Source organism: Olleya marilimosa CAM030 (assembly GCF_000518485.1).
In the GTDB taxonomy this organism is placed as follows: domain Bacteria; phylum Bacteroidota; class Bacteroidia; order Flavobacteriales; family Flavobacteriaceae; genus Olleya; species Olleya marilimosa.
In genome coordinates this window covers 122,167-140,553 of sequence record NZ_JADR01000002.1, presented here as the reverse complement: position 1 = coordinate 140,553, position 18,387 = coordinate 122,167, and the positions used below count along the sequence as shown (strand labels likewise).

Here is an 18,387-nt window from a genome sequence, read left to right as displayed (position 1 = left end):
TAATAATTTAATCAATCAATAATTTATTTATGAAACTAAAATTACAAATTACATTACTTACCGTTTTAGCTGTTTTTATGAGCTGTAGTGAAGACTCTGCAACCGACGAATTTAACCAAGCAAATCAAAATGCATCTGTTAAATTAATCACTAATTTGTCAGTTGTGTCTGCTCAAGATGCTTCAGAAAACCAATCTGTTACTATTAATTATAACGGAAATAATCAAGTCGCTAACATCACAGATGGTGTGGAAACTAGCTTTTTAGTTTATGACAATAACAACTTAACAAATGTAACAGGAGAAGGTGAAACATTAAATGTAGAAGAATTGTATCAATCGCCTTATGATGCTTTTGAAACTGGAGAAGTTTTGCAATATGATAGTAACATGAATCCTGTTAGTATTAGATTTTTAGAAGAAGAGTTTGATTTTTTTAATAATACAATGAATGTAGTAGAATATTATGCAGAAATTGAATATGATGCAACACCAAATCCATTTTTTTACACGCTAGAAGCAGCCGGAATTATTGATGTGTTGGATAATGTAGATTTAAACTTTAGTATGGATGTTCAAGCACCAGAAATTGTACAAGCTAGATTATTGTTACCTACAAATAACATTAAAAAAATCACGTATAAAGATGAAGATTTAACACCAATCTATCAGATTGTTGCTAATTATGTTTATGATGCTCAAAATTACCCTTCAACCGGAACTGTAACGTCTACAGATTTAGGGGATGATAGCGTAAGTGTATATACAACTACTTTTACTTATATGGAGTAAGCACTTTTAATTAGTAAAAAAGGTTATTTTAATGTTAGTATTTACTAACTTAAAATAACCTTTTTTTATTTCACACCTTTCCATTCTGCATCAAATTGTTTTAAAAAGTCTACCATATATTGGTGTCGTTGTTTAGCAATTTTATGACCAGTAGTGGTATTCATTTTATCTTTTAAAAGCAGTAATTTTTCGTAAAAATGATTAATTGTTGGTGCATTTGAAGCCTTATATTCAGCTTTAGTCATATTTAAATTTGGTGCAATCTCTGGATCATACAAGGTTCTGTTTTTAAAACCACCATAATTAAAGGTACGTGCAATACCAATTGCGCCTAAAGCATCTAAACGGTCAGCATCTTGTACAACATCCAATTCTAAAGATTTAAAGGCTTTTTCTGTGCCTAAATTAGAACTGTAGGAGATGTTTTCAATAATCTTTATAACATGATTAATGGTTGCCGAGTCTACGTTGTGTTTTAACAAAAAAGCACCAGCAACTTTTGGCCCAATGGTACTATCGCCATCATGAAATTTACTATCTGCAATGTCATGTAATAATGCGCCAAGCGCAATAACTAATGGATCAACTGTTTCGCCTTTAGCTATTAGAAGCGCATTTTTGTAAACACGCTCTATATGAAACCAATCGTGTCCACCTTCGGCATCTTTTAAAGTGTCTTTTACAAAGGTTTTAGTGGTTTCAATTAGCTCTTGGTTTGACATAAACTATAGTTTGGCTGGTTCAACCCATTTAAATTGATAAGAATTTTCAGGTATCTTAATTCGGTCTGCTAAACGTAACATTCGCTCTGGAAGTTTCATCAGGTAGTCACGTGCTTTTTCAGCGTCGTCGTTAAGGTCTGTAATTTTATCAATGTCCCAACGCTTGATTAGTTTTTGTAAAATGTCTATATAGTCCATAGATGTATAAACACCAATACGTTGTGCAGTGTTAGAAAATTCGTCAAAAACAGTACTGATTTTACCTCCAGATTCTCTTAAAAAGTGAGCTGGCATTGTAATTTTTTGTTTCATCATGTATTGAAACGCTAGCATCATTTGACTAGGGTCTACTTTAAAAATACGCTCTACAAACTCGCTATAAGCATGATGGTGTCTCATCTCGTCTCCAGAAATTATTTTACACATTCTAGCCAATTGTTTATTTCCTTTTTCTTTGGCTAATTTTGCTACACGATTGTGTGAAACATAAGTTGCTAATTCTTGAAAACTGGTATAAACAAAGTTTTTGTAAGGGTCTCTTGCTGTACCAATATCAAAACCATCTGCAATAAGGTGTTGTGTAGTTTGTTCTATCTCGCGCATGTTAACACGACCAGAAAGGTATAAGTATTTGTTTAAAACATCACCATGACGGTTTTCTTCGCCTGTCCAATGTCTAATCCATTTTGCCCAACCGTTTTTACCATCTTGTTCAACGCCTTCAATATCCATTAACCAAGACTCGTAAGTTGGTAATGCTTCTTCAGTAATCATATCTCCAACTAAAACCACCCAAAAATCATAAGACAATTCTTTAGACAATTCTCTAATTTCTCTTACCTCTTCAAAAAAGTTAGGACCTTCAGAGTTTGGTAAAAAATCTGAGGGTTGCCAAATTTTTTCAACAGGAATTAAGTATTTATCTATTAAAGCATCTATATCTTTTTCTAAAAAAGACATGACTTCTAATCTTACATTTTTTGATGACATAACGTTATATTTTTATGCTATTTTTAATGGTAGTTTCTATGTGATTTAATAATGCTTCAGTAGAGTCAAAATCACTAGGTTTAACCGGTTTGTGTGCTGTAAATGTGATGTTATTTCCAATACCCATAGGGAATTTACCATAACGCAAATTTTTCCATGAATTATTGATAGTTACAGGAATAATAATTGCACTAGGCACATATTTTATTAGGGTTTCAAGACCTTTAGTATGGAATGGTTTAGGTTGTCCATCACGACTTCTGGTACCTTCCGGAAAAATAACAGCAGCACGATTAGTAGTTTCTATATAATCTGCAAATTTCCTAATAGCGACAATCGCTTGTCTAGGGTTTTTACGATCTATTAATACAGAGCCACCATGACGTAAATTGTAGGATACGCTTGGTAGTCCTTTACCTAATTCTTTTTTACTAACAAATTTAACATGGTGTTTTCTAAAATACCACATTAATGGAGGTATGTCTGCCATACTTTGATGGTTAGAGACAATTAAGACAGGTTGAGAATTGTCTAAAGGGTAAGGGTTTATAAATTTATGAGTGGATCCTAACAGGTTTACACATCGCATTAAGAAAAACTGAAGATAATCCACACTTTTTTTATGTGCTTTATAACCAAAAACATTAAAACAAATCCATTGTATTGGATGAAAAATAACTAATGTTAACCCAAAAAACAGGAAGTAAATAACAGATAAAGGATAGGCAATAATTTTTCTCATTTTATAATAAAAATTCTATCTATCAAAAATAGAAAAACCACGTTTAAAAAACGTGGTTTTTCTATAATACTTAGCTTAAGTTTTGCTTTGTAAAAGGCTTAGCAGTGCTCGTTATATGCATCAATAAGGTTTTCAGCAATTAATTCTGCTGGTCTACCTTCAATATGATGACGCTCTAACATATGTACTAATTCTCCATCTTTAAATAAAGCCATACTTGGTGAACTTGGAGGAAAAGGTACCATATGTGCTCTTGCTTGATCAACAGCCTCTTTATCAACACCTGCAAAAACCGTTACTATATGTGTAGGTTTTTTGTCATTTGCTAAACTCATTCTTGCTCCTGGTCTTGCATTTGCAGCTGCACAACCACAAACCGAATTAACAACCACTAAAGTTGTTCCTTCTTTTGCAATTGCAGTATTTACTGCTTCAGCTGTATGTAATTCTTCAAAACCTACGTTAGTTAAGTCCTCACGCATTGGTTTTACTAATTCTGCTGGATACATATTCTTGTAATTTTTTATTTATAAATCTATCTCATGCAAAGATAATCAAAAACCATGCAAATATTATTATGACGTTACCTTATAACACTTATGGTGTCATAAGGTCAGGCTATCGCTTCTCGCTCTCTGCGAGGAGCTCAGACAGACTGCTCAATTGCGAAGCAATCACGATTTCTTTAAAATAGGATGCATGAGTAATCCTTAACGCATTAAACTGCTAACAACAGTAACAAAAGCAATTTAAAGTATACTAACAAAGTAGTATATTTACTTTTTTAAAATTAGAATAAAATTTATGGCTGGATTAAAATGGATAGGTGCAACTTTAGGATGGACGTTAGGTGGTCCAATAGGAGCAATTATAGGGTTGGCAATTGGTAGTCTAGGAGATGCAATGTCTGAAAAAGGAAACCTTTTAGGAAATGGTAACCCAAACAAACAGCAAAAAAGAGAACCAAATTATAGAACACAGCCTAATTACAGAACCCAACAACAACGTCGTGCGCAAACAACGTCTGGAGATTTTGAGGTAAGTTTACTAATCTTAGCGTCTGTAATTATAAAAGCAGATGGTGTCCAAGACCAACGCGAATTGGATTTTGTGCGTAATAAATTTGTAGAGCTTTATGGAAAAGATCGTGCAAATAAAGCATTTAAATTATTTAAAAATATAAGTAATCAAAACGTGTCTACAAGAGATGTTTGTAAGCAAATCCAACAAATGATGGATCATGCATCACGTTTGCAATTATTACACTTTTTATTCGGAATTGCAAAAGCAGATGGCATGGTTACCGATGATGAAGAGGATCAAATTAATAGAATTGCTAACTATTTAGGCATTAGTAGTCGCGATTATTCCAGTATAAAAGCTATGTTTTATAATAGTAGTGATAATGCTTATACTATTTTAGAAATAGACAAAACAGCTACAGTTGATCAAATTAAAAAAGCTTACCGTAATATGGCTAAAAAATACCATCCAGATCGTGTAGAGCACCTTGGAGAAGAGCATAGAAAAGGAGCAGAAGATAAGTTTAAACAAGTTCAAAAAGCTTACGAATTTTTACAAAAAGAAAGAGGGTTTTAATAAAACTATAGGAGACCTTTTTAAGTTTTGACCATTAAAGAATAAAGATATTTTATGAACGATAAAAAAATATTAGAATTCTTTAAAACAGGTCAACGTGACAGAGCGTTTAAACAACTGTATAGTTTATATCCTAGAATAGAAAAATTAGTCTTATCCAAAGGTGGAGAAAAGTCAGACGCACAAGATGTGTTTCAGGAAGCATTAATTATTCTTAATCGTAATTTAGAGCAGTCTAATTTTAAATTAACTGCTTCATTTTACACTTATTTGTATTCCGTATCCAGATTTGTTTGGAAAGACATGCAAACCAAATTTACTACTCAAGAACTTCATGAGTTGAAGGATAACGAAGTCTCAATATTTCAACATGTATTAGAAGAAAAAAAATATCGCTTTGCCGAGAACGCTTTTCGCGAATTAGGAGAACGATGTCAGCAGTTGTTACAACTGTTTTATGTACAAAAAATAACTTTTTCAGTCATTGCAACGATGATGCAGTTTAAGTCAGAAAAAGTGGCTAAAAACCAAAAGTACAAGTGCTTAAAAAAAGCGAAGGACATCTATCAAAATAATACCCAATCTTAATTCGGCTCAGACATGGAAAATCACATACAACATATAGACTTAATCAATCAATATTTAAATAAAGAATTATCAAATACAGAGGTTTTAGCTTTTGAAAACAAACTTAAAACTAATGCGGAATTTAATGCAATTTATCAAGAGCATTTAATAGTCTTAGAAGGTATAAAACGTACACACCTTAAAGCTGAAATTGCATCTGCTAAGCGTAGTTATATTAAGACAAAGTGGCTTAAAGTTTCAGGTTTAGTTATAGTGACCTTAGGGCTGTTGCTTATGTCCTATTATTTGTTTTTTAATCAATCAAATGGTGAGAATCAAAAGGAGTCTTTTCAAAATGAAAAACGTATTGGAACAGAAACTTCAGTAAAACTAACGGACTCTTCAAAACACAAATTTGTTGTTATTAAAAAAATTACAAAATCAATCGAAAATATAGAACAGACAAATGTTTATGGAGGAATTACTATTATTCAAGACACTATTTTAATAGAGAATTTAGGTTATTTCTCTAAAACAGAATTTGATAGTAAATTCCCAAAATTAGCAAAACTAAAACCAGTTAATGATACTTTAGTAATTAATGAAACGGTACCGTATCAAAAAACAGTTTCAGAAGTAAAATCAGCAAAAGGACACAAGGAAAATACAGTTTCGGTTAAAGAAGGTGTTGCGGTTTCAAAAACATCTAAAAACACAAGCAAAAGCCTTATTTCATTTTATAATTCAGTAAAAAAAGCACCACAGATTATAGAAATTAATACAGAAAAAGAAACGACTCTAACCTGTAAAGAAGGTACAGTTATAATCATTCCAGCAAAATGTTTTATTGATGCAAACGGGAAATTAGCTAGAGGAAAGGTTAATATAGAAGTTACAGAGTTTTATAAATTATCAGATATGTTACTGGCTAATTTAACCACAAAATCTGATGGCAACCAATTGGAAACCGGAGGAATGCTGTTTATAAAAGCATTAAAAGATAATAAACAATTACAGTTAAAACTTGGAAGTAATATTGAATATGTATTCTCTTCACGTGGAAGTAAGAAAAAAGATATGCAGCTTTTTTTAGGTGAAGAAATTAAAGATGGCGTTAATTGGACTTTAGATAATATCACACACAAAAGTAATGCTGTTTTAACTTCTACTGAAATGGTTTTAATTGAAGAAGAAGACGTGGAAGTACCGATTCAATATGTAGAAGAAGTTCCTGTGTTTCCTGGTTGTGAAAATGGTACAAACGCAGCGAAAAAACAATGTTTTGATCAAGCGCTTTCAAAACTAATATCTAAAAATTTTAATACTAGTATCGCTGAAGATTTAAACCTAACTGGAAAACATAAGATTTTAACATCGTTTAAAATTGATAAAGAAGGAGAGGTTGTTGATATTCAAGTTTTTGCAGCGCATACATTGTTGGCTAAAGAGGCTATTAGAGTTTTAAAATTAATACCAAAACTAAAGCCAGGTAAGCAACGTGATTATACTGTAATTGTACCTTATAGCTTGCCAATTAATTTTAGTCTTGGAGTTAGTACAAAAAACAACCCAAATCTAATTACTGTAAAGGATAAAACATCTTTTGAGAAAAAATTTGAGGAGCGATTACAAAACAAAGATTCCACGACCACAGGATTAGTTGGTACTGTAACAGCTAACGATGTGTCTAGATATGCTTTTTATGGTTCAAAATTAGGTTGGATTAATTGTGATCGTTTTATAAGAAGCACCAAAAACGCAGTAAAATTTAAACTTAAAATTAAAGATGCTAATGGTGCAGATGTCAAGATGGTATTTAAATCTTTAAACTCGATTTTACCAAGTAGAAGCGTTGGTGATAGTTATGATTTTGGAACAGTAACAGCAAATGAAGCAGTTATTTTAGTCGCTATTAAAAAGGTTGATGATAGACTGTTTTTAGGGCTTAAAGATGTGAGTACAAAGCAAATTACAATGTTAGACTTAAGTTTTAAAGAAGTTAGTCTTGACCAATTAAAAACAGAATTACGAAATTTAAATAAGGATTTTAATTAACCTCTAAACAAAAAGAAATCGTCCTTCATATCTTCTATCTGCGCATCTTTATTAGTGATAATATAATCAATTGCTTTGGAGGTAAAGGTGTCTCCCTTTTTAGTCAATGATACAATATCATTATTAACAACAATCATATTATTTTTAAGAGCCAATTCTAATACAGTTTTGGCTCTTACTTTTTGCCAATTTATGTGTTCTCTTAAATGATTTACGTGACGTTCTTCAACCTCATTATGGTTTTTTAAATGCAGTAAAAAGGTTAATAGGCTAACTTCTGTACGTTGTTGTTTTTCGCGATACATAACTGCAATTACACCTTTGTTTGGTGCAAATAAGTACACAGCTAAAAATATTAAACCTAACATTGTGGTAATAGATCCTGCAATGGATGCGTCTAACAAATGCGCCAACCAGTAACCTGAAATGGCACTAAATATTCCAAAAAACATAGCTAAAGCTAGCATCTTTTTTAGATTGGTAGTTAGTAAATAAGCGGTTGCAGCAGGCGCAATCATTAATGCTACAACTAAAATGGCTCCAACAGCATCAAAAGCACCAACGGTTGTTACGGAAGACACTGTCATTAATCCATAATGAATAATAGCAGGAGAGAAGCCTAATGACGCAGCTAAACCTTTGTCAAACGTACTTACTTTTAATTCTTTAAAAAAGGCAATCAAAAGCGTAATTGTAATTAGTAATATTATGCCAATAATCCACAACGATTTTGGGCCAATATCAACACCAGAAACGATTAGCCTATCAAAAGGAGCCAAAGCTAATTCGCCTACCAAAACAGCATCAACATCTAAGTGGACATCGTTAGCATTTTTAGCGATTAAAATAACACCAATACTAAATAATGCAGGAAACACTAAGCCTATTGCTGTATCCTCCTTTACTAAACCTGTTTTTTGAATATATTCTACTAATACCACTGTGATTACACCTGTTAATGCTGCCAATACAATTAATAATGGCGAATTTAAATCTTGCGTAATAAAAAAACCGACTACAATTCCTGGTAAAATGGAATGGCTTATGGCATCGCTTATCATTGCCATTTTGCGTAGCACTAAAAAGGTACCAGGAATAGCACATGCAATTGCGACTAAACTAGCAATTAATTGTATTTCTATTTGAGCACTATTCATCTTCAGTCGTTTGTTTAGTGTATAAGTTGGCTGCAGTTTTAAAACCTGCTTCTGTTAAGCTCCACATATTTCCATCTAGAGTTACGTAATTTTTTTCTACTAGCTTTTGAAGTGTTTTACGTGTAAATCCTTGAAAGTTATTAAGGAGCTTTATAGTATGTGGATGCGAAATATTTTCGTGTGTTTCAGCAATATGATACATAAATGCTAAGGTTTTATGAAGCTCTAAATCGCGTCTGTTTTTTATAAATCTAATTTGTTTGAATAATAAGCCTCGACTTGGAGAAAATACGAACGAGAATACTACAAAAATTGAAGCTACTAATACAATGACTGGTCCTGTAGATAGATTAGTTTGACTAGCACTTATGGCTGTTCCAAAAACTCCAGAAAAGGCTCCAAATATAGCTGCTAGAAGTACCATTTTTGACAAGCTATTAGTCCATTGTCTTGCTGCTGCTGCAGGAGCCAGTAACATAGCGCTCATTAAAACAACACCAACTGTTTGTAGTCCTAAAACTATAGCTAAAACTATAAAACTGGTAATTAAAATATCGATGACTTTAGTGTTAAAGCCTAAAGTTTTAGTGTAATCAGCATCAAAGAGCAAGATTTTAAATTCTTTCCAAAATAGTAACAATACAAATAAGCATAATCCTGTAACTATAGCCATTAGCCAAACATCGCTTTCTACCAAAGTAGCTGCTTGACCAAATAAATATTTATCCAAACCTGCTTGATTAGCATTGGGTTGTTTTTGAATAAAAGTCAGTAATAACATACCAAACCCGAAAAAAAGCGATAATATTAATCCTAAAGCAGTATCGCTTTTTAAATGTGTTTTTTTGACGATACCTCTAATCCAAAAGGTTCCAATTAATCCGCTTACTAAGGCTCCTAAAAGTAAAGTATTACTGTCTTTTGCACCTGTAATTAAAAATGCAATTGCAATTCCTGGTAAGGCAGCATGTGATATAGCATCTCCAAGTAAACTTTGTTTTCTAAGCACAGCAAAACTACCTAACATACCAGTGACTGCACCTAAAATTGCTGTTCCAAGTGTAATGGTTCGTAGTGTGTAGTCGCTAAAGACTAAAGAAAAATATTCTTGTAAATCCATTATTCTTGAATACTTACTTTATAGTTAATACCATACGTCTTAGTTAAATTATCATCATTAAAGATGTCTTTAACTGGACCTGTTGCTATTTTCTTTACATTTAAAAAAGTAACCCAATCAAAATATTCTGGAACGGTTTGTAAATCATGATGCACTACGATAACTGTTTTGCCTGCTTTACGTAATTCTTTTAAAATATTAATAATAGCTATTTCTGTGGTTGCATCAACCCCTTGAAAAGGTTCATCCATAAAATAAATAGATGCATTTTGTACTAATGCTCGTGCTAAAAAGATGCGTTGTTGTTGTCCGCCAGATAATTGGCTAATTTGTCTACCTTTAAAGGGTAGCATGCCTACTTTTTCTAGAGCTTCTAAAGCTGCTTTTTTTTGTTTTTGTCCTGGTCGTTTGATCCATCCTAAACTACCATAAGTTCCCATGGTTACAACATCTAAAGCAGTCGTTGGAAAATCCCAATCTACACTTCCTTTTTGTGGTACGTAAGCGACTAGCTTGCGTTGCTTGCTATAGGGTTTGCCATAAATAGTGACGCTTCCTGCTATAGGTTTTAATATACCTAAGATAGATTTGATTAGTGTTGATTTACCAGCTCCATTTGGTCCAACAATAGCCATAAGGACACCTTCTGGGATTTCTAAATCAATATCCCAAAGTACAGGTTTGTAGTTGTATGCTACTGTTAGGTCATCTATTTTTACTGCTATTACTCCTGAGGAAGAAGTAGTCTTGCTCTTATTGCCACTCATGGTTTTTAATATTTTTTATTCATTTTTTGCTTGTCCAAAAAACGAATCAAAAAAGGACATCCAAGCCAAGGAATTTTTCAGTTTTTAAACTGAAAACCAATTCGAAAACTTCGCGTCGAACTGCGTTCTCCTATTTTCGAAGCTTTTCTTCATTTATTCTTCGCCTTGGCACTCAATTCTTCGAATTGAAATAGGACATTATCTTTTATGAAATTATTGGTTAATCCTAAGTTTTTTTACTAACTAATTACTTTAAGGCATTTACTATAGTATTGACATTGTATTCAAACATGCCAATATAAGTGCCTTCAGTGGTTCCTGCGCTTCCTAAAGCATCAGAATATAATGTACCTCCAATTTGTACATCATGTCCTTTAGCGTTTACTGCTTTTTGTAGCGCTTCAATAGTGCGTTTTGGTACTGAGCTTTCAACAAAAACTGCTTTAAGTTGTTTTTCAATTATAAAATTAGCTAAATTTTGAACATCTTTTACTCCAGCTTCAGTTGCTGTAGATAAACCTTGTAAGCCTACGACTTCAAATCCGTAGTTTTTTCCAAAATAATTAAAAGCATCATGTGCTGTTACTAATATGCGTTTGTCTTTTGGAAGTGTTTCAATTTTTGCTGTAATTGTTTTTTGTAATGTATTTAACTTTGCTAAGTATTCTGTTTCATTTGCTTTATAGTATTTAGCATTTTTTGCGTCTTTTTCAATTAAAACAGCAGTAACTTTTTTGGTAAATTGCTTAAAGTACTCAATGTTAAACCAAACGTGTGGATCGTAATTAGAAGCAAAATAATCTGATCCAATTAGGGTTGATTTATCTATTTCTTCCCCTAAAGCAATTGGTGTTTTTGTACTGCTTCCCATTTTTTCAAAGACCTCGACAAGTTTTCCTTCTAGGTGTAAACCATTATAAAAAATAACATCTGCATTAACTAATTTGGTTACATCACCTTCGCTTGCTTTATACAAATGAGGATCTACACCACTTCCCATTAAACCGTTAATATTAATACTGTCTTTACCAATGTTTTTAACTAAATCAGTTATCATTGTGGTTGTGGTGACAACGTTTAGTTTACCGTTTTCTTTTTTGTTTGTATTGCAACTTGATAGTGTTGCATAAACTAAAAGTATAAATAAAAGTTTTTTCATGTTATTTTTTGGTTTTTGATGGTATTCTAAAGCTAACACCTGAACTTAATAATAGATCTTGTCCTTTAGTAATGCTTGTTCCAATTGTTGCATCTAATTGTAAATTATTATTTATTAAATAAGTTAGTCCAGCATCCCAAAGATGATTTGCTTTGTTGTTTTCTGGTAAATCACCATAAAGTTCTGCGTAAGCACTTAATTTTTCTGTAATGCCTTGTCCAAAAGCAATAGTGTAGACGTATGAGGCTTCAGAAGAATCACTTCCCCAATAAGCTCCTAAATTATAGGATACATTAGTATTGTTACTTAAAGTGTGGGAAAATGCAAACCTAAAGTCAATGCTTGTTGTTTCTGGTTTATAATCTGTACTTGCTGTTACTGGTAGGTATAGGTGACCCAAGAGGCCAATTTCTGGTAATAGTCCCTTTTCTATAGCAATACTAGTTTTGATTCCTAATAATAAAGGCGAAAAACCACTTGTAATATTATCTAGTTTAGTACTGTTTATAGTTGTTGACCCTTCTGTAAAGTCCCATCCTAAACGTAATTCTACATTATCTAATACGCCATAACGCACTAATGTTGTATTATATGTGTAATTTTCTGTTTGGATGTTATTCTCTTTAAAAGTATTGTAAAAAGCTCCAGTTTCAATCTGAATAAACCGTTTTGGAATCACATTTGGTGATTCTGTTTGATCTGGTCTATCTGTTATTAATGGTTGTGATTGGATATTTTCTTGAGCTAAAGCTGAAATAGATAGTACAAAACTTGTTATCACTGAAGCTATGGGTGTTTTAGTTAGTTTCATTAACGTAAATAATTTTTGTAAAATCTTGATTTAATAAAATTGTATTATTATTTATTGTTATTTGTGTCATTTTGTTTTTGCTAAACTGTTTAATTACAGTTAGCTGGTTTCCGTATTTTAAACCGTTAATCGCACAAAAATCAAAAAATTCTTTGTCGTCACTCATTAATCTAGCAATGACATAGGTTTTATTTTCTTTAGTTTTTGAAAGTAAAATAGAGGTGTCTTTTGTTGTGATTTCGCCATTTTGGTTTGGAATAGGATCACCATGAGGATCAAATTTTGGATTACCCAAAAAGGCACTGATTGTATTTGCTAAAAAGTCTGAAGTTTCGTGTTCAAGTAGTTCTGCTTCACGATGTATTTCATGTAAAGACATATCAAAGGTTTTGTGAAGGAAAGCTTCCCAAAGTCTATGCTTTCTTATCACTTTAAGTGCTAATTTCTCTCCTTCGTCAGTTAGCTCTAAAGCTTTGTATTTTTGATAGTTTACTAAGTTTTTAGTGGCTAAACTTTTTGCCATATCTGTTGCTGCTGCATTTGATATGCCAAGAAGTTTTGCAATGTTGCCAGGTTTGGTGTCTGTGATATCGTTGATTTTACTTTTGTAGATTGCTTTTACAAAATTTTCTATTGCTACTGACATTTACTATTGCTTTAATAAATTTTTAAGGTTACTTAAATATTATTCAAATGTAGCTAAAATTTTGTAATTGAATTAACCATAACACAATAAATTTCTTTTAAAAATAAAAATCAATAATTTAATATCTCTTGGTGATAGATATAAGTTGCTGTATTAAAGCGTTTTATAGTTTTTTTGTTTGAATCGAAACTTAAAATTAATGAATAACTGACATGCTTTTTAAGGGAATCCTGTTTGTGGTGTAGAGTAAAATGGATTGATAAATCATTAACCTTTTGTGCAATTTGTATTTATTAAGGCTAGACACTAAGTTTGAAATAGGACTAGTAAAAGAGGCAAATGATTAAGATGAAGTTACTAAAGTAATAGGTGTTAGTTTTTGAACACTCTAAAATAGGCTAACAAGATTTTAATAGTATCAATTAAATTATTAATACAATCATAAAAATATTAGAAGTAGTAACGTTGCTTTTTATTATAGAATACTTTAATACAAGTAGTGTATTAAGTCTATGGATTGGAAACTTTTAATGACAACCACAGTCGTCAGTTCCACATGCTTTTTTTGATTTCGTTTTAACGAAATATTTTTTATAAAGAAAAAACAAAGCAAATCCTAGCGTGATAAATACCAGTATGTTTTGGATAATTGCGTTCATAATTTTATTTTAAAAATTGATAAGCTATTAAAGCCGAAATGTAGGCAATTGCTGTCATGATTATCAATTGCAATGTTGGCCATTTCCACGTATTAGTTTCTTTTTTAACCACAGCTAATGTACTCATACATTGCATTGCAAAAGCATAAAAAAGTAGTAATGAAATACCAGAAGCAAAATTAAATAAAGGACCTCCTAAAATTGGATTGACTTCTCCAGCCATTCGGTTTTTGATAGTGTCTTCATCATCGTTACCAACACTATAAATGGTTGCCAAAGTACCTACAAAAACTTCTCTTGCAGCAAAACTACTTACTATTGCAATTCCTATTTTCCAATCGTAACCTAATGGTCTTATTACAGGTTCAATAGCGTGTCCAGCAATACCAATAAAGGAATGTTCTAGTTTATGTGACGCTATTTTTTGTCCTAATTCTTCCTCGTTTAAATTTTGTGAAGCATACTCTGTAGTGACAATATTTTCGGCATTATTAAATTGTTCTCCAGGACCATAAGAAGCTAAAAACCAAAGTATAATTGAGATGGCTAATATTATTTTTCCTGCTCCAAAAACAAACGATTTGGTTTTTTCTAATACAGTAATTGCTACGTTTTTAAATAAAGGTAATTTATAGTTTGGCATTTCTACCACAAAAAAAGTTTTACTTTTAATTTTTAAAACTTTATTTAAGATGTAAGCAGAAACTACTGCAGCTCCAAAGCCTAAAAGGTATAATAGCATTAAGGTTAAAGCTTGGTAACTTAACCCTAGAAAACGTCCTTCTGGAATAACTAATGCTATAATAATTAGGTATACTGGCAATCTTGCAGAGCATGTTGTAAAAGGCGTTACTAATATGGTAATTAATCGTTCTTTCCAACTTTCAATATTTCTAGTTGCCATTATAGCAGGAATAGCACAAGCAGTTCCAGAAATTAAAGGCACAATACTTTTACCGCTTAATCCAAAACGTCGCATAATTCTGTCCATTAAAAACACGACACGACTCATGTAGCCGCTTTCTTCAAGAATTGAAATAAACAAGAATAAGAAGGCGATTTGAGGAATAAATATCACTATTCCACCTAAACCAGATATAATACCTTCGGCTAAAAGATTAGTAAAAGCACCTTCAGGTAATGCGTTTTTAACCCAATCGCTTAAATTAGCAAACAGTCCGTCAATAAAGTCCATTGGGACTGTTGACCAATCATAAATGGCTTGAAAAATTGTTAGTAGTATAAAAAAGAAAATGACATAACCCCAAACTTTGTGTGTTAGTATACGATCAAATTTAGTGCGTAAATCCTTTGCTTGACTAGCATCAATAGTTTGTCCTTTTTTAAGCGTATTGTTTATAAATTGGTAGCGCTTAATGGTTTCTTTTTGTTGTAATCGTTTTAAGTCGCTTTTAGATTTAGTTTTAAAACTAGCAATAGCCTCGACTTCATTACGGTCCATTTTACCAAAATTGACATCTTGGGTAATTACTAACCATAACTTATACAGTAATTGGTTAGGGAAGGCTTTTCTTAATTTGTCAAAATACTCTTTATCAATTTCTGACGCATTTAAGCAAGGCGTAGTTGATAGTTCTTTATAATTAGAAATTAACTGTTTTAAGCTCTCAATACCTTCATTTTTTCTGGTGCTTATAACTGCAATCTTAGTTTTAAGTTCTTGTTCTAGATGCTCTATGTCTAAAGAAATTCCTTTGTATTTCATTCTGTCAGCCATATTGATGACTAGGATGGTAGGGATTTCAAGATCTTTTATTTGTGTAAAAAGTAGTAGGTTTCGTTTTAAGTTTTCAACATCACTTACAACTACTGCAACATCCGGAAAATCTTTATCGTTTTTATTAAGTAAAAGCTCGATAACCACATTTTCGTCTAAAGATGATGCATTTAAACTGTAGGTACCAGGAAGATCAATAATGTGCGCTTTAACACCTCTAGGTAGTTTGCAAATCCCTTCTTTTTTCTCAACGGTTATTCCAGGATAGTTTCCTACCTTTTGGTTTAAACCTGTTAAGGCGTTAAAAACAGATGTTTTTCCGGTATTTGGGTTACCAATTAAGGCAATGTTAATTTGCTTACTCATTAAACTTCTTTTTCGATAATGATATGAATAGCGGTTTCTTTTCTAATAGCTAAATGACTTCCGTTTATGTTAAGGTATAGTGGGTCTGCAAAAGGAGCCACCTGAACCAGCTCTACACTATTGCCTGGTAAACATCCCATTTCTAGGAGTTTTAATGGTATCAAATGTGAAGACACGTCTATAATTATAGCGCGTTCTCCTCTTTTTAATGTGTCTAATGTATGGTTCAAGCTTATTTAGATTGATTTTAAAGAAGCAAAAGTATGGCAAAATTTCAGCTTAAAAAAATTGAAAGCCAAAAACTACTCTTCGTATTCCTTTTTTAACTTTTTAATATCGTTTAATAGTGTGGTAATATCTTCTGTTTTGGTACCATCGTAATATCCTCTAATTTGACCTTTTTTATCAATTAGCATAAAATTTTCAGTATGGACCATCCCATAGTCGTCAGGCATTCCGTCGTCTTTTACAGCTAAATAGCTTTTTCTAGCTAGTCTGTAAATTTCACCTTTATCTCCAGTTACTAAGTTCCATTTTTTATCATTAACTCCTTTTTTTATAGCATATTTTTTTAGCTGCTCAACAGTATCAATCTCTGGAGTTACGGAGTGGGATAGTAGCATAACTTCATCATCATTCATAATTTCTTTCTGGATTTTTTCCATATTATCAGTCATAATTGGACATATGGTTTGACAGGTTGTAAAAAAGAAATCGGCTACGTAAATTTTATCCTTATAGTCTGCTTGTGTAATTGTTTTACCGTTTTGATTGGTTAAACTAAAGTCGGCTATTTTATGGTAGTTAATTTGATGTTGTATTGTGCTATCAACCAACTCAGTATTAACCATTGCTGGTTGATAAATTGGTAAAGGTTTGTCTACTTTTAGAATATTGTAAAAAATAGAAATTATTATTATTGAAATTATACCAAAAACAATAGCAAACAACTTATAATCCTTGAAAAAAGAAAGCATTTTGTAGGTTTTAATTTTATAATGCAAAAATACAATGAAAAGTTTAGCAAGTTCCATGACATTACTCATAAAATTTGTTAATTCTTAAAACCATTAAAGCTATTGCTTTTTAAACTAAGTGTAAATACTTACTTTTGGCGATTATTAAAAAGAATAGAAACACTACATGGAGTTTATTATAAAAATTGGACAGTTTTTGTTAAGTCTGTCATTATTAATTGTTTTACATGAATTAGGGCATTTTATTCCTGCTAAATTATTTAAAACAAGAGTTGAAAAATTCTACTTATTTTTTGATGTAAAATACTCGTTATTTAAAAAGAAAATTGGTGAAACCGTATACGGAATTGGTTGGTTGCCTTTAGGAGGTTACGTTAAAATTGCAGGAATGATTGATGAGAGTATGGATAAAGAGCAAATGGCTTTACCACCTCAACCATGGGAATTTAGATCTAAACCAGCTTGGCAACGTTTAATTATCATGTTAGGTGGTGTTTTTGTAAACTTTGTTTTGGCATTAGTTATTTACATTTTAGGATCTTTTGCTTATGGAGATACAGATATAGCTGCCTCTAGTATTAAAGGTGGTTTTTTAATTGAAAATCCATTATTAACAGACTTAGGCTTTAAAACAGGTGATCAAATTATAAAAGTTGATGATGTAAAAATTATTAATAGATCAGATATTAGCAAAAATATTATTGGAGCCAATAGCGTAACCTATGAAAGAAATGGAGTGGTAAACACCGTTACTCTTCCAGTAGACTTTTTAGGTCAATTATCTTCAAGCAAGGATAGAAGCTTGTTTGGCATGCGTAAACCTTTTATTGTCAATAAAGTTTTAGATACATCTTTAAACAAAAATGTAGATCTTAAAACGGGTGACATCATGTATACTTTAAATGGTCAGCCAGCAGAATTTTATGATCAAATAGAGCCTGTGTTAGAAGCCTCTAAAGGTAAAACAGTAGTTGCTGTATTTAAAAGAGGAAACACCACAGTGCAAAGAGAGTTAATTGTAGACGATAAAGGTAAATTAGATATAATCACGTCTGCAAGTCCTAAAGAGTTAGAAGCTTTAGGATATTATGATATTGTTAGAAAAGACTATGGTTTTATTGAAAGTTTTGGTGTAGGAGCAACAAAATTTAAAAGTCAAATAGTATCTTACTTTGGGCAATTAAAAGCAATTTTTAATCCAAGTACAGGAGCCTATAAGGGTGTAGGTGGCTTTAAAGCTATTTACGATGTGTTTCCAAGTACATGGAGTTGGCCAGACTTTTGGGGTTTAACAGCATTTTTATCAATTATGTTAGGTGTGCTTAATTTACTTCCAATTCCAGCTTTAGATGGTGGACATGTTATGTTTTTATTATACGAAATGATCTCTGGACGTAAGCCAAGTGAAAAGTTTTTAGAGAAAGCACAGCTAGTTGGATTCTTCATTTTGATTGCTTTAGTGCTGTTTGCAAACGGTAATGATATCTTTAAAGCAATATTTAATTAAAAAAAATTAATTTT

At 31.9% G+C, this 18,387-nt stretch carries 18 protein-coding genes; 5 read left to right on the top strand and 13 right to left on the bottom strand.

Going from position 1 to position 18,387, the window contains the following annotated elements:
• The first annotated feature begins 29 nt into the window (after positions 1-29).
• On the top strand, positions 30-791 hold the full coding sequence (locus M890_RS0104625) for a hypothetical protein (protein WP_036597162.1): 762 nt from the start codon (positions 30-32) through the stop codon (positions 789-791).
• 65 nt (positions 792-856) lie between these two features.
• Here M890_RS0104625 and M890_RS0104620 read toward each other — a convergent pair whose 3' ends face one another.
• The 4 genes from M890_RS0104620 to M890_RS0104605 form a co-directional block, all read right to left on the bottom strand.
• The gene (locus M890_RS0104620; protein ID WP_028282407.1) at positions 857-1,513 is read right to left on the bottom strand and encodes an HD domain-containing protein; all 657 of its coding nucleotides are present in this window, start codon (positions 1,511-1,513) and stop codon (positions 857-859) included.
• Positions 1,514-1,516: 3 nt separating this feature from the next.
• Complete coding sequence (locus M890_RS0104615) at positions 1,517-2,503, bottom strand: acyl-ACP desaturase (protein ID WP_028282406.1); 987 nt, start codon at positions 2,501-2,503, stop codon at positions 1,517-1,519.
• Positions 2,504-2,507: 4 nt separating this feature from the next.
• Positions 2,508-3,245 (bottom strand): lysophospholipid acyltransferase family protein, encoded by a 738-nt coding sequence (locus M890_RS0104610; protein WP_028282405.1) that lies wholly within the window; start codon positions 3,243-3,245, stop codon positions 2,508-2,510.
• A 98-nt stretch (positions 3,246-3,343) separates the two neighbouring features.
• Positions 3,344-3,754 (bottom strand): BrxA/BrxB family bacilliredoxin, encoded by a 411-nt coding sequence (locus M890_RS0104605; protein WP_028282404.1) that lies wholly within the window; start codon positions 3,752-3,754, stop codon positions 3,344-3,346.
• 295 nt (positions 3,755-4,049) lie between these two features.
• Here M890_RS0104605 and M890_RS0104600 point away from each other — a divergent pair, with 295 nt between their 5' ends.
• The 3 genes from M890_RS0104600 to M890_RS16375 are packed head-to-tail and all read left to right on the top strand — an operon-like array spanning position 4,050 to position 7,466.
• Positions 4,050-4,844 carry a TerB family tellurite resistance protein gene (locus M890_RS0104600; protein ID WP_028282403.1) on the top strand — a complete coding sequence of 265 codons (795 nt, stop codon included), beginning with the start codon at positions 4,050-4,052 and terminating at the stop codon, positions 4,842-4,844.
• A 54-nt stretch (positions 4,845-4,898) separates the two neighbouring features.
• Entirely contained in the window at positions 4,899-5,432 is a 534-nt protein-coding gene (locus M890_RS0104595; protein WP_028282402.1) for an RNA polymerase sigma factor, read from the top strand.
• Positions 5,433-5,444: 12 nt separating this feature from the next.
• On the top strand, positions 5,445-7,466 hold the full coding sequence (locus M890_RS16375; RefSeq protein WP_051437447.1) for an energy transducer TonB: 2,022 nt from the start codon (positions 5,445-5,447) through the stop codon (positions 7,464-7,466).
• Here the strand turns inward: M890_RS16375 and M890_RS0104585 are convergent.
• The 9 genes from M890_RS0104585 to M890_RS0104545 form a co-directional block, all read right to left on the bottom strand.
• Positions 7,463-8,623 (bottom strand): metal ABC transporter permease, encoded by a 1,161-nt coding sequence (locus M890_RS0104585; RefSeq protein WP_028282401.1) that lies wholly within the window; start codon positions 8,621-8,623, stop codon positions 7,463-7,465. The two genes, M890_RS16375 and M890_RS0104585, sit on opposite strands and share 4 nt — an antisense overlap.
• Entirely contained in the window at positions 8,616-9,743 is a 1,128-nt protein-coding gene (locus tag M890_RS0104580) for a metal ABC transporter permease (RefSeq protein ID WP_028282400.1), read from the bottom strand. The genes M890_RS0104585 and M890_RS0104580 overlap by 8 nt, the downstream gene beginning before the upstream one ends.
• Complete coding sequence (locus M890_RS0104575; protein ID WP_051437446.1) at positions 9,743-10,510, bottom strand: metal ABC transporter ATP-binding protein; 768 nt, start codon at positions 10,508-10,510, stop codon at positions 9,743-9,745. Before M890_RS0104575 ends, M890_RS0104580 begins: the two co-directional genes overlap by 1 nt.
• A gap of 247 nt (positions 10,511-10,757) precedes the next feature.
• Positions 10,758-11,669, bottom strand: a complete 912-nt coding sequence (locus M890_RS0104570; protein WP_028282398.1) for a metal ABC transporter solute-binding protein, Zn/Mn family — start codon at positions 11,667-11,669, stop codon at positions 10,758-10,760.
• A gap of 1 nt (position 11,670) precedes the next feature.
• Positions 11,671-12,480 carry a transporter gene (locus M890_RS0104565; RefSeq protein ID WP_036597160.1) on the bottom strand — a complete coding sequence of 270 codons (810 nt, stop codon included), beginning with the start codon at positions 12,478-12,480 and terminating at the stop codon, positions 11,671-11,673.
• Positions 12,467-13,126 carry a metal-dependent transcriptional regulator gene (locus tag M890_RS0104560; RefSeq protein WP_028282396.1) on the bottom strand — a complete coding sequence of 220 codons (660 nt, stop codon included), beginning with the start codon at positions 13,124-13,126 and terminating at the stop codon, positions 12,467-12,469. Before M890_RS0104560 ends, M890_RS0104565 begins: the two co-directional genes overlap by 14 nt.
• 663 nt (positions 13,127-13,789) lie before the next feature.
• On the bottom strand, positions 13,790-15,889 hold the full coding sequence (gene feoB, locus M890_RS0104555) for a ferrous iron transport protein B (protein WP_028282395.1): 2,100 nt from the start codon (positions 15,887-15,889) through the stop codon (positions 13,790-13,792).
• A complete protein-coding gene (locus M890_RS0104550) occupies positions 15,889-16,119 on the bottom strand; it encodes a FeoA family protein (protein ID WP_028282394.1) in 231 nt (76 codons plus the stop codon). Before M890_RS0104550 ends, feoB begins: the two co-directional genes overlap by 1 nt.
• 72 nt (positions 16,120-16,191) lie before the next feature.
• Positions 16,192-16,866 carry an SCO family protein gene (locus M890_RS0104545; protein WP_028282393.1) on the bottom strand — a complete coding sequence of 225 codons (675 nt, stop codon included), beginning with the start codon at positions 16,864-16,866 and terminating at the stop codon, positions 16,192-16,194.
• A 166-nt stretch (positions 16,867-17,032) separates the two neighbouring features.
• Here M890_RS0104545 and rseP point away from each other — a divergent pair, with 166 nt between their 5' ends.
• Positions 17,033-18,373, top strand: a complete 1,341-nt coding sequence (gene rseP, locus M890_RS0104540) for an RIP metalloprotease RseP (protein ID WP_028282392.1) — start codon at positions 17,033-17,035, stop codon at positions 18,371-18,373.
• Positions 18,374-18,387 lie beyond the last annotated feature (14 nt).

What these genes read in the sequence shown, in the direction of transcription:
- M890_RS0104585 (WP_028282401.1), bottom strand. Translation starts at nt 8,623, where the DNA reads ATGAATAGTGCTCAAATAGAAATACAATTAATTGCTAGTTTAGTCGCA.
- M890_RS0104580 (WP_028282400.1), bottom strand. Translation starts at nt 9,743, where the DNA reads ATGGATTTACAAGAATATTTTTCTTTAGTCTTTAGCGACTACACACTA.
- M890_RS0104545 (WP_028282393.1), bottom strand. Translation starts at nt 16,866, where the DNA reads ATGCTTTCTTTTTTCAAGGATTATAAGTTGTTTGCTATTGTTTTTGGT.
- M890_RS0104615 (WP_028282406.1), bottom strand. Translation starts at nt 2,503, where the DNA reads ATGTCATCAAAAAATGTAAGATTAGAAGTCATGTCTTTTTTAGAAAAA.
- M890_RS0104605 (WP_028282404.1), bottom strand. Translation starts at nt 3,754, where the DNA reads ATGTATCCAGCAGAATTAGTAAAACCAATGCGTGAGGACTTAACTAAC.
- M890_RS0104620 (WP_028282407.1), bottom strand. Translation starts at nt 1,513, where the DNA reads ATGTCAAACCAAGAGCTAATTGAAACCACTAAAACCTTTGTAAAAGAC.
- M890_RS0104570 (WP_028282398.1), bottom strand. Translation starts at nt 11,669, where the DNA reads ATGAAAAAACTTTTATTTATACTTTTAGTTTATGCAACACTATCAAGT.
- M890_RS0104625 (WP_036597162.1), top strand. Translation starts at nt 30, where the DNA reads ATGAAACTAAAATTACAAATTACATTACTTACCGTTTTAGCTGTTTTT.
- rseP (WP_028282392.1), top strand. Translation starts at nt 17,033, where the DNA reads ATGGAGTTTATTATAAAAATTGGACAGTTTTTGTTAAGTCTGTCATTA.
- M890_RS0104565 (WP_036597160.1), bottom strand. Translation starts at nt 12,480, where the DNA reads ATGAAACTAACTAAAACACCCATAGCTTCAGTGATAACAAGTTTTGTA.
- feoB (WP_028282395.1), bottom strand. Translation starts at nt 15,889, where the DNA reads ATGAGTAAGCAAATTAACATTGCCTTAATTGGTAACCCAAATACCGGA.
- M890_RS0104610 (WP_028282405.1), bottom strand. Translation starts at nt 3,245, where the DNA reads ATGAGAAAAATTATTGCCTATCCTTTATCTGTTATTTACTTCCTGTTT.
- M890_RS16375 (WP_051437447.1), top strand. Translation starts at nt 5,445, where the DNA reads ATGGAAAATCACATACAACATATAGACTTAATCAATCAATATTTAAAT.
- M890_RS0104595 (WP_028282402.1), top strand. Translation starts at nt 4,899, where the DNA reads ATGAACGATAAAAAAATATTAGAATTCTTTAAAACAGGTCAACGTGAC.
- M890_RS0104575 (WP_051437446.1), bottom strand. Translation starts at nt 10,510, where the DNA reads ATGAGTGGCAATAAGAGCAAGACTACTTCTTCCTCAGGAGTAATAGCA.
- M890_RS0104600 (WP_028282403.1), top strand. Translation starts at nt 4,050, where the DNA reads ATGGCTGGATTAAAATGGATAGGTGCAACTTTAGGATGGACGTTAGGT.
- M890_RS0104560 (WP_028282396.1), bottom strand. Translation starts at nt 13,126, where the DNA reads ATGTCAGTAGCAATAGAAAATTTTGTAAAAGCAATCTACAAAAGTAAA.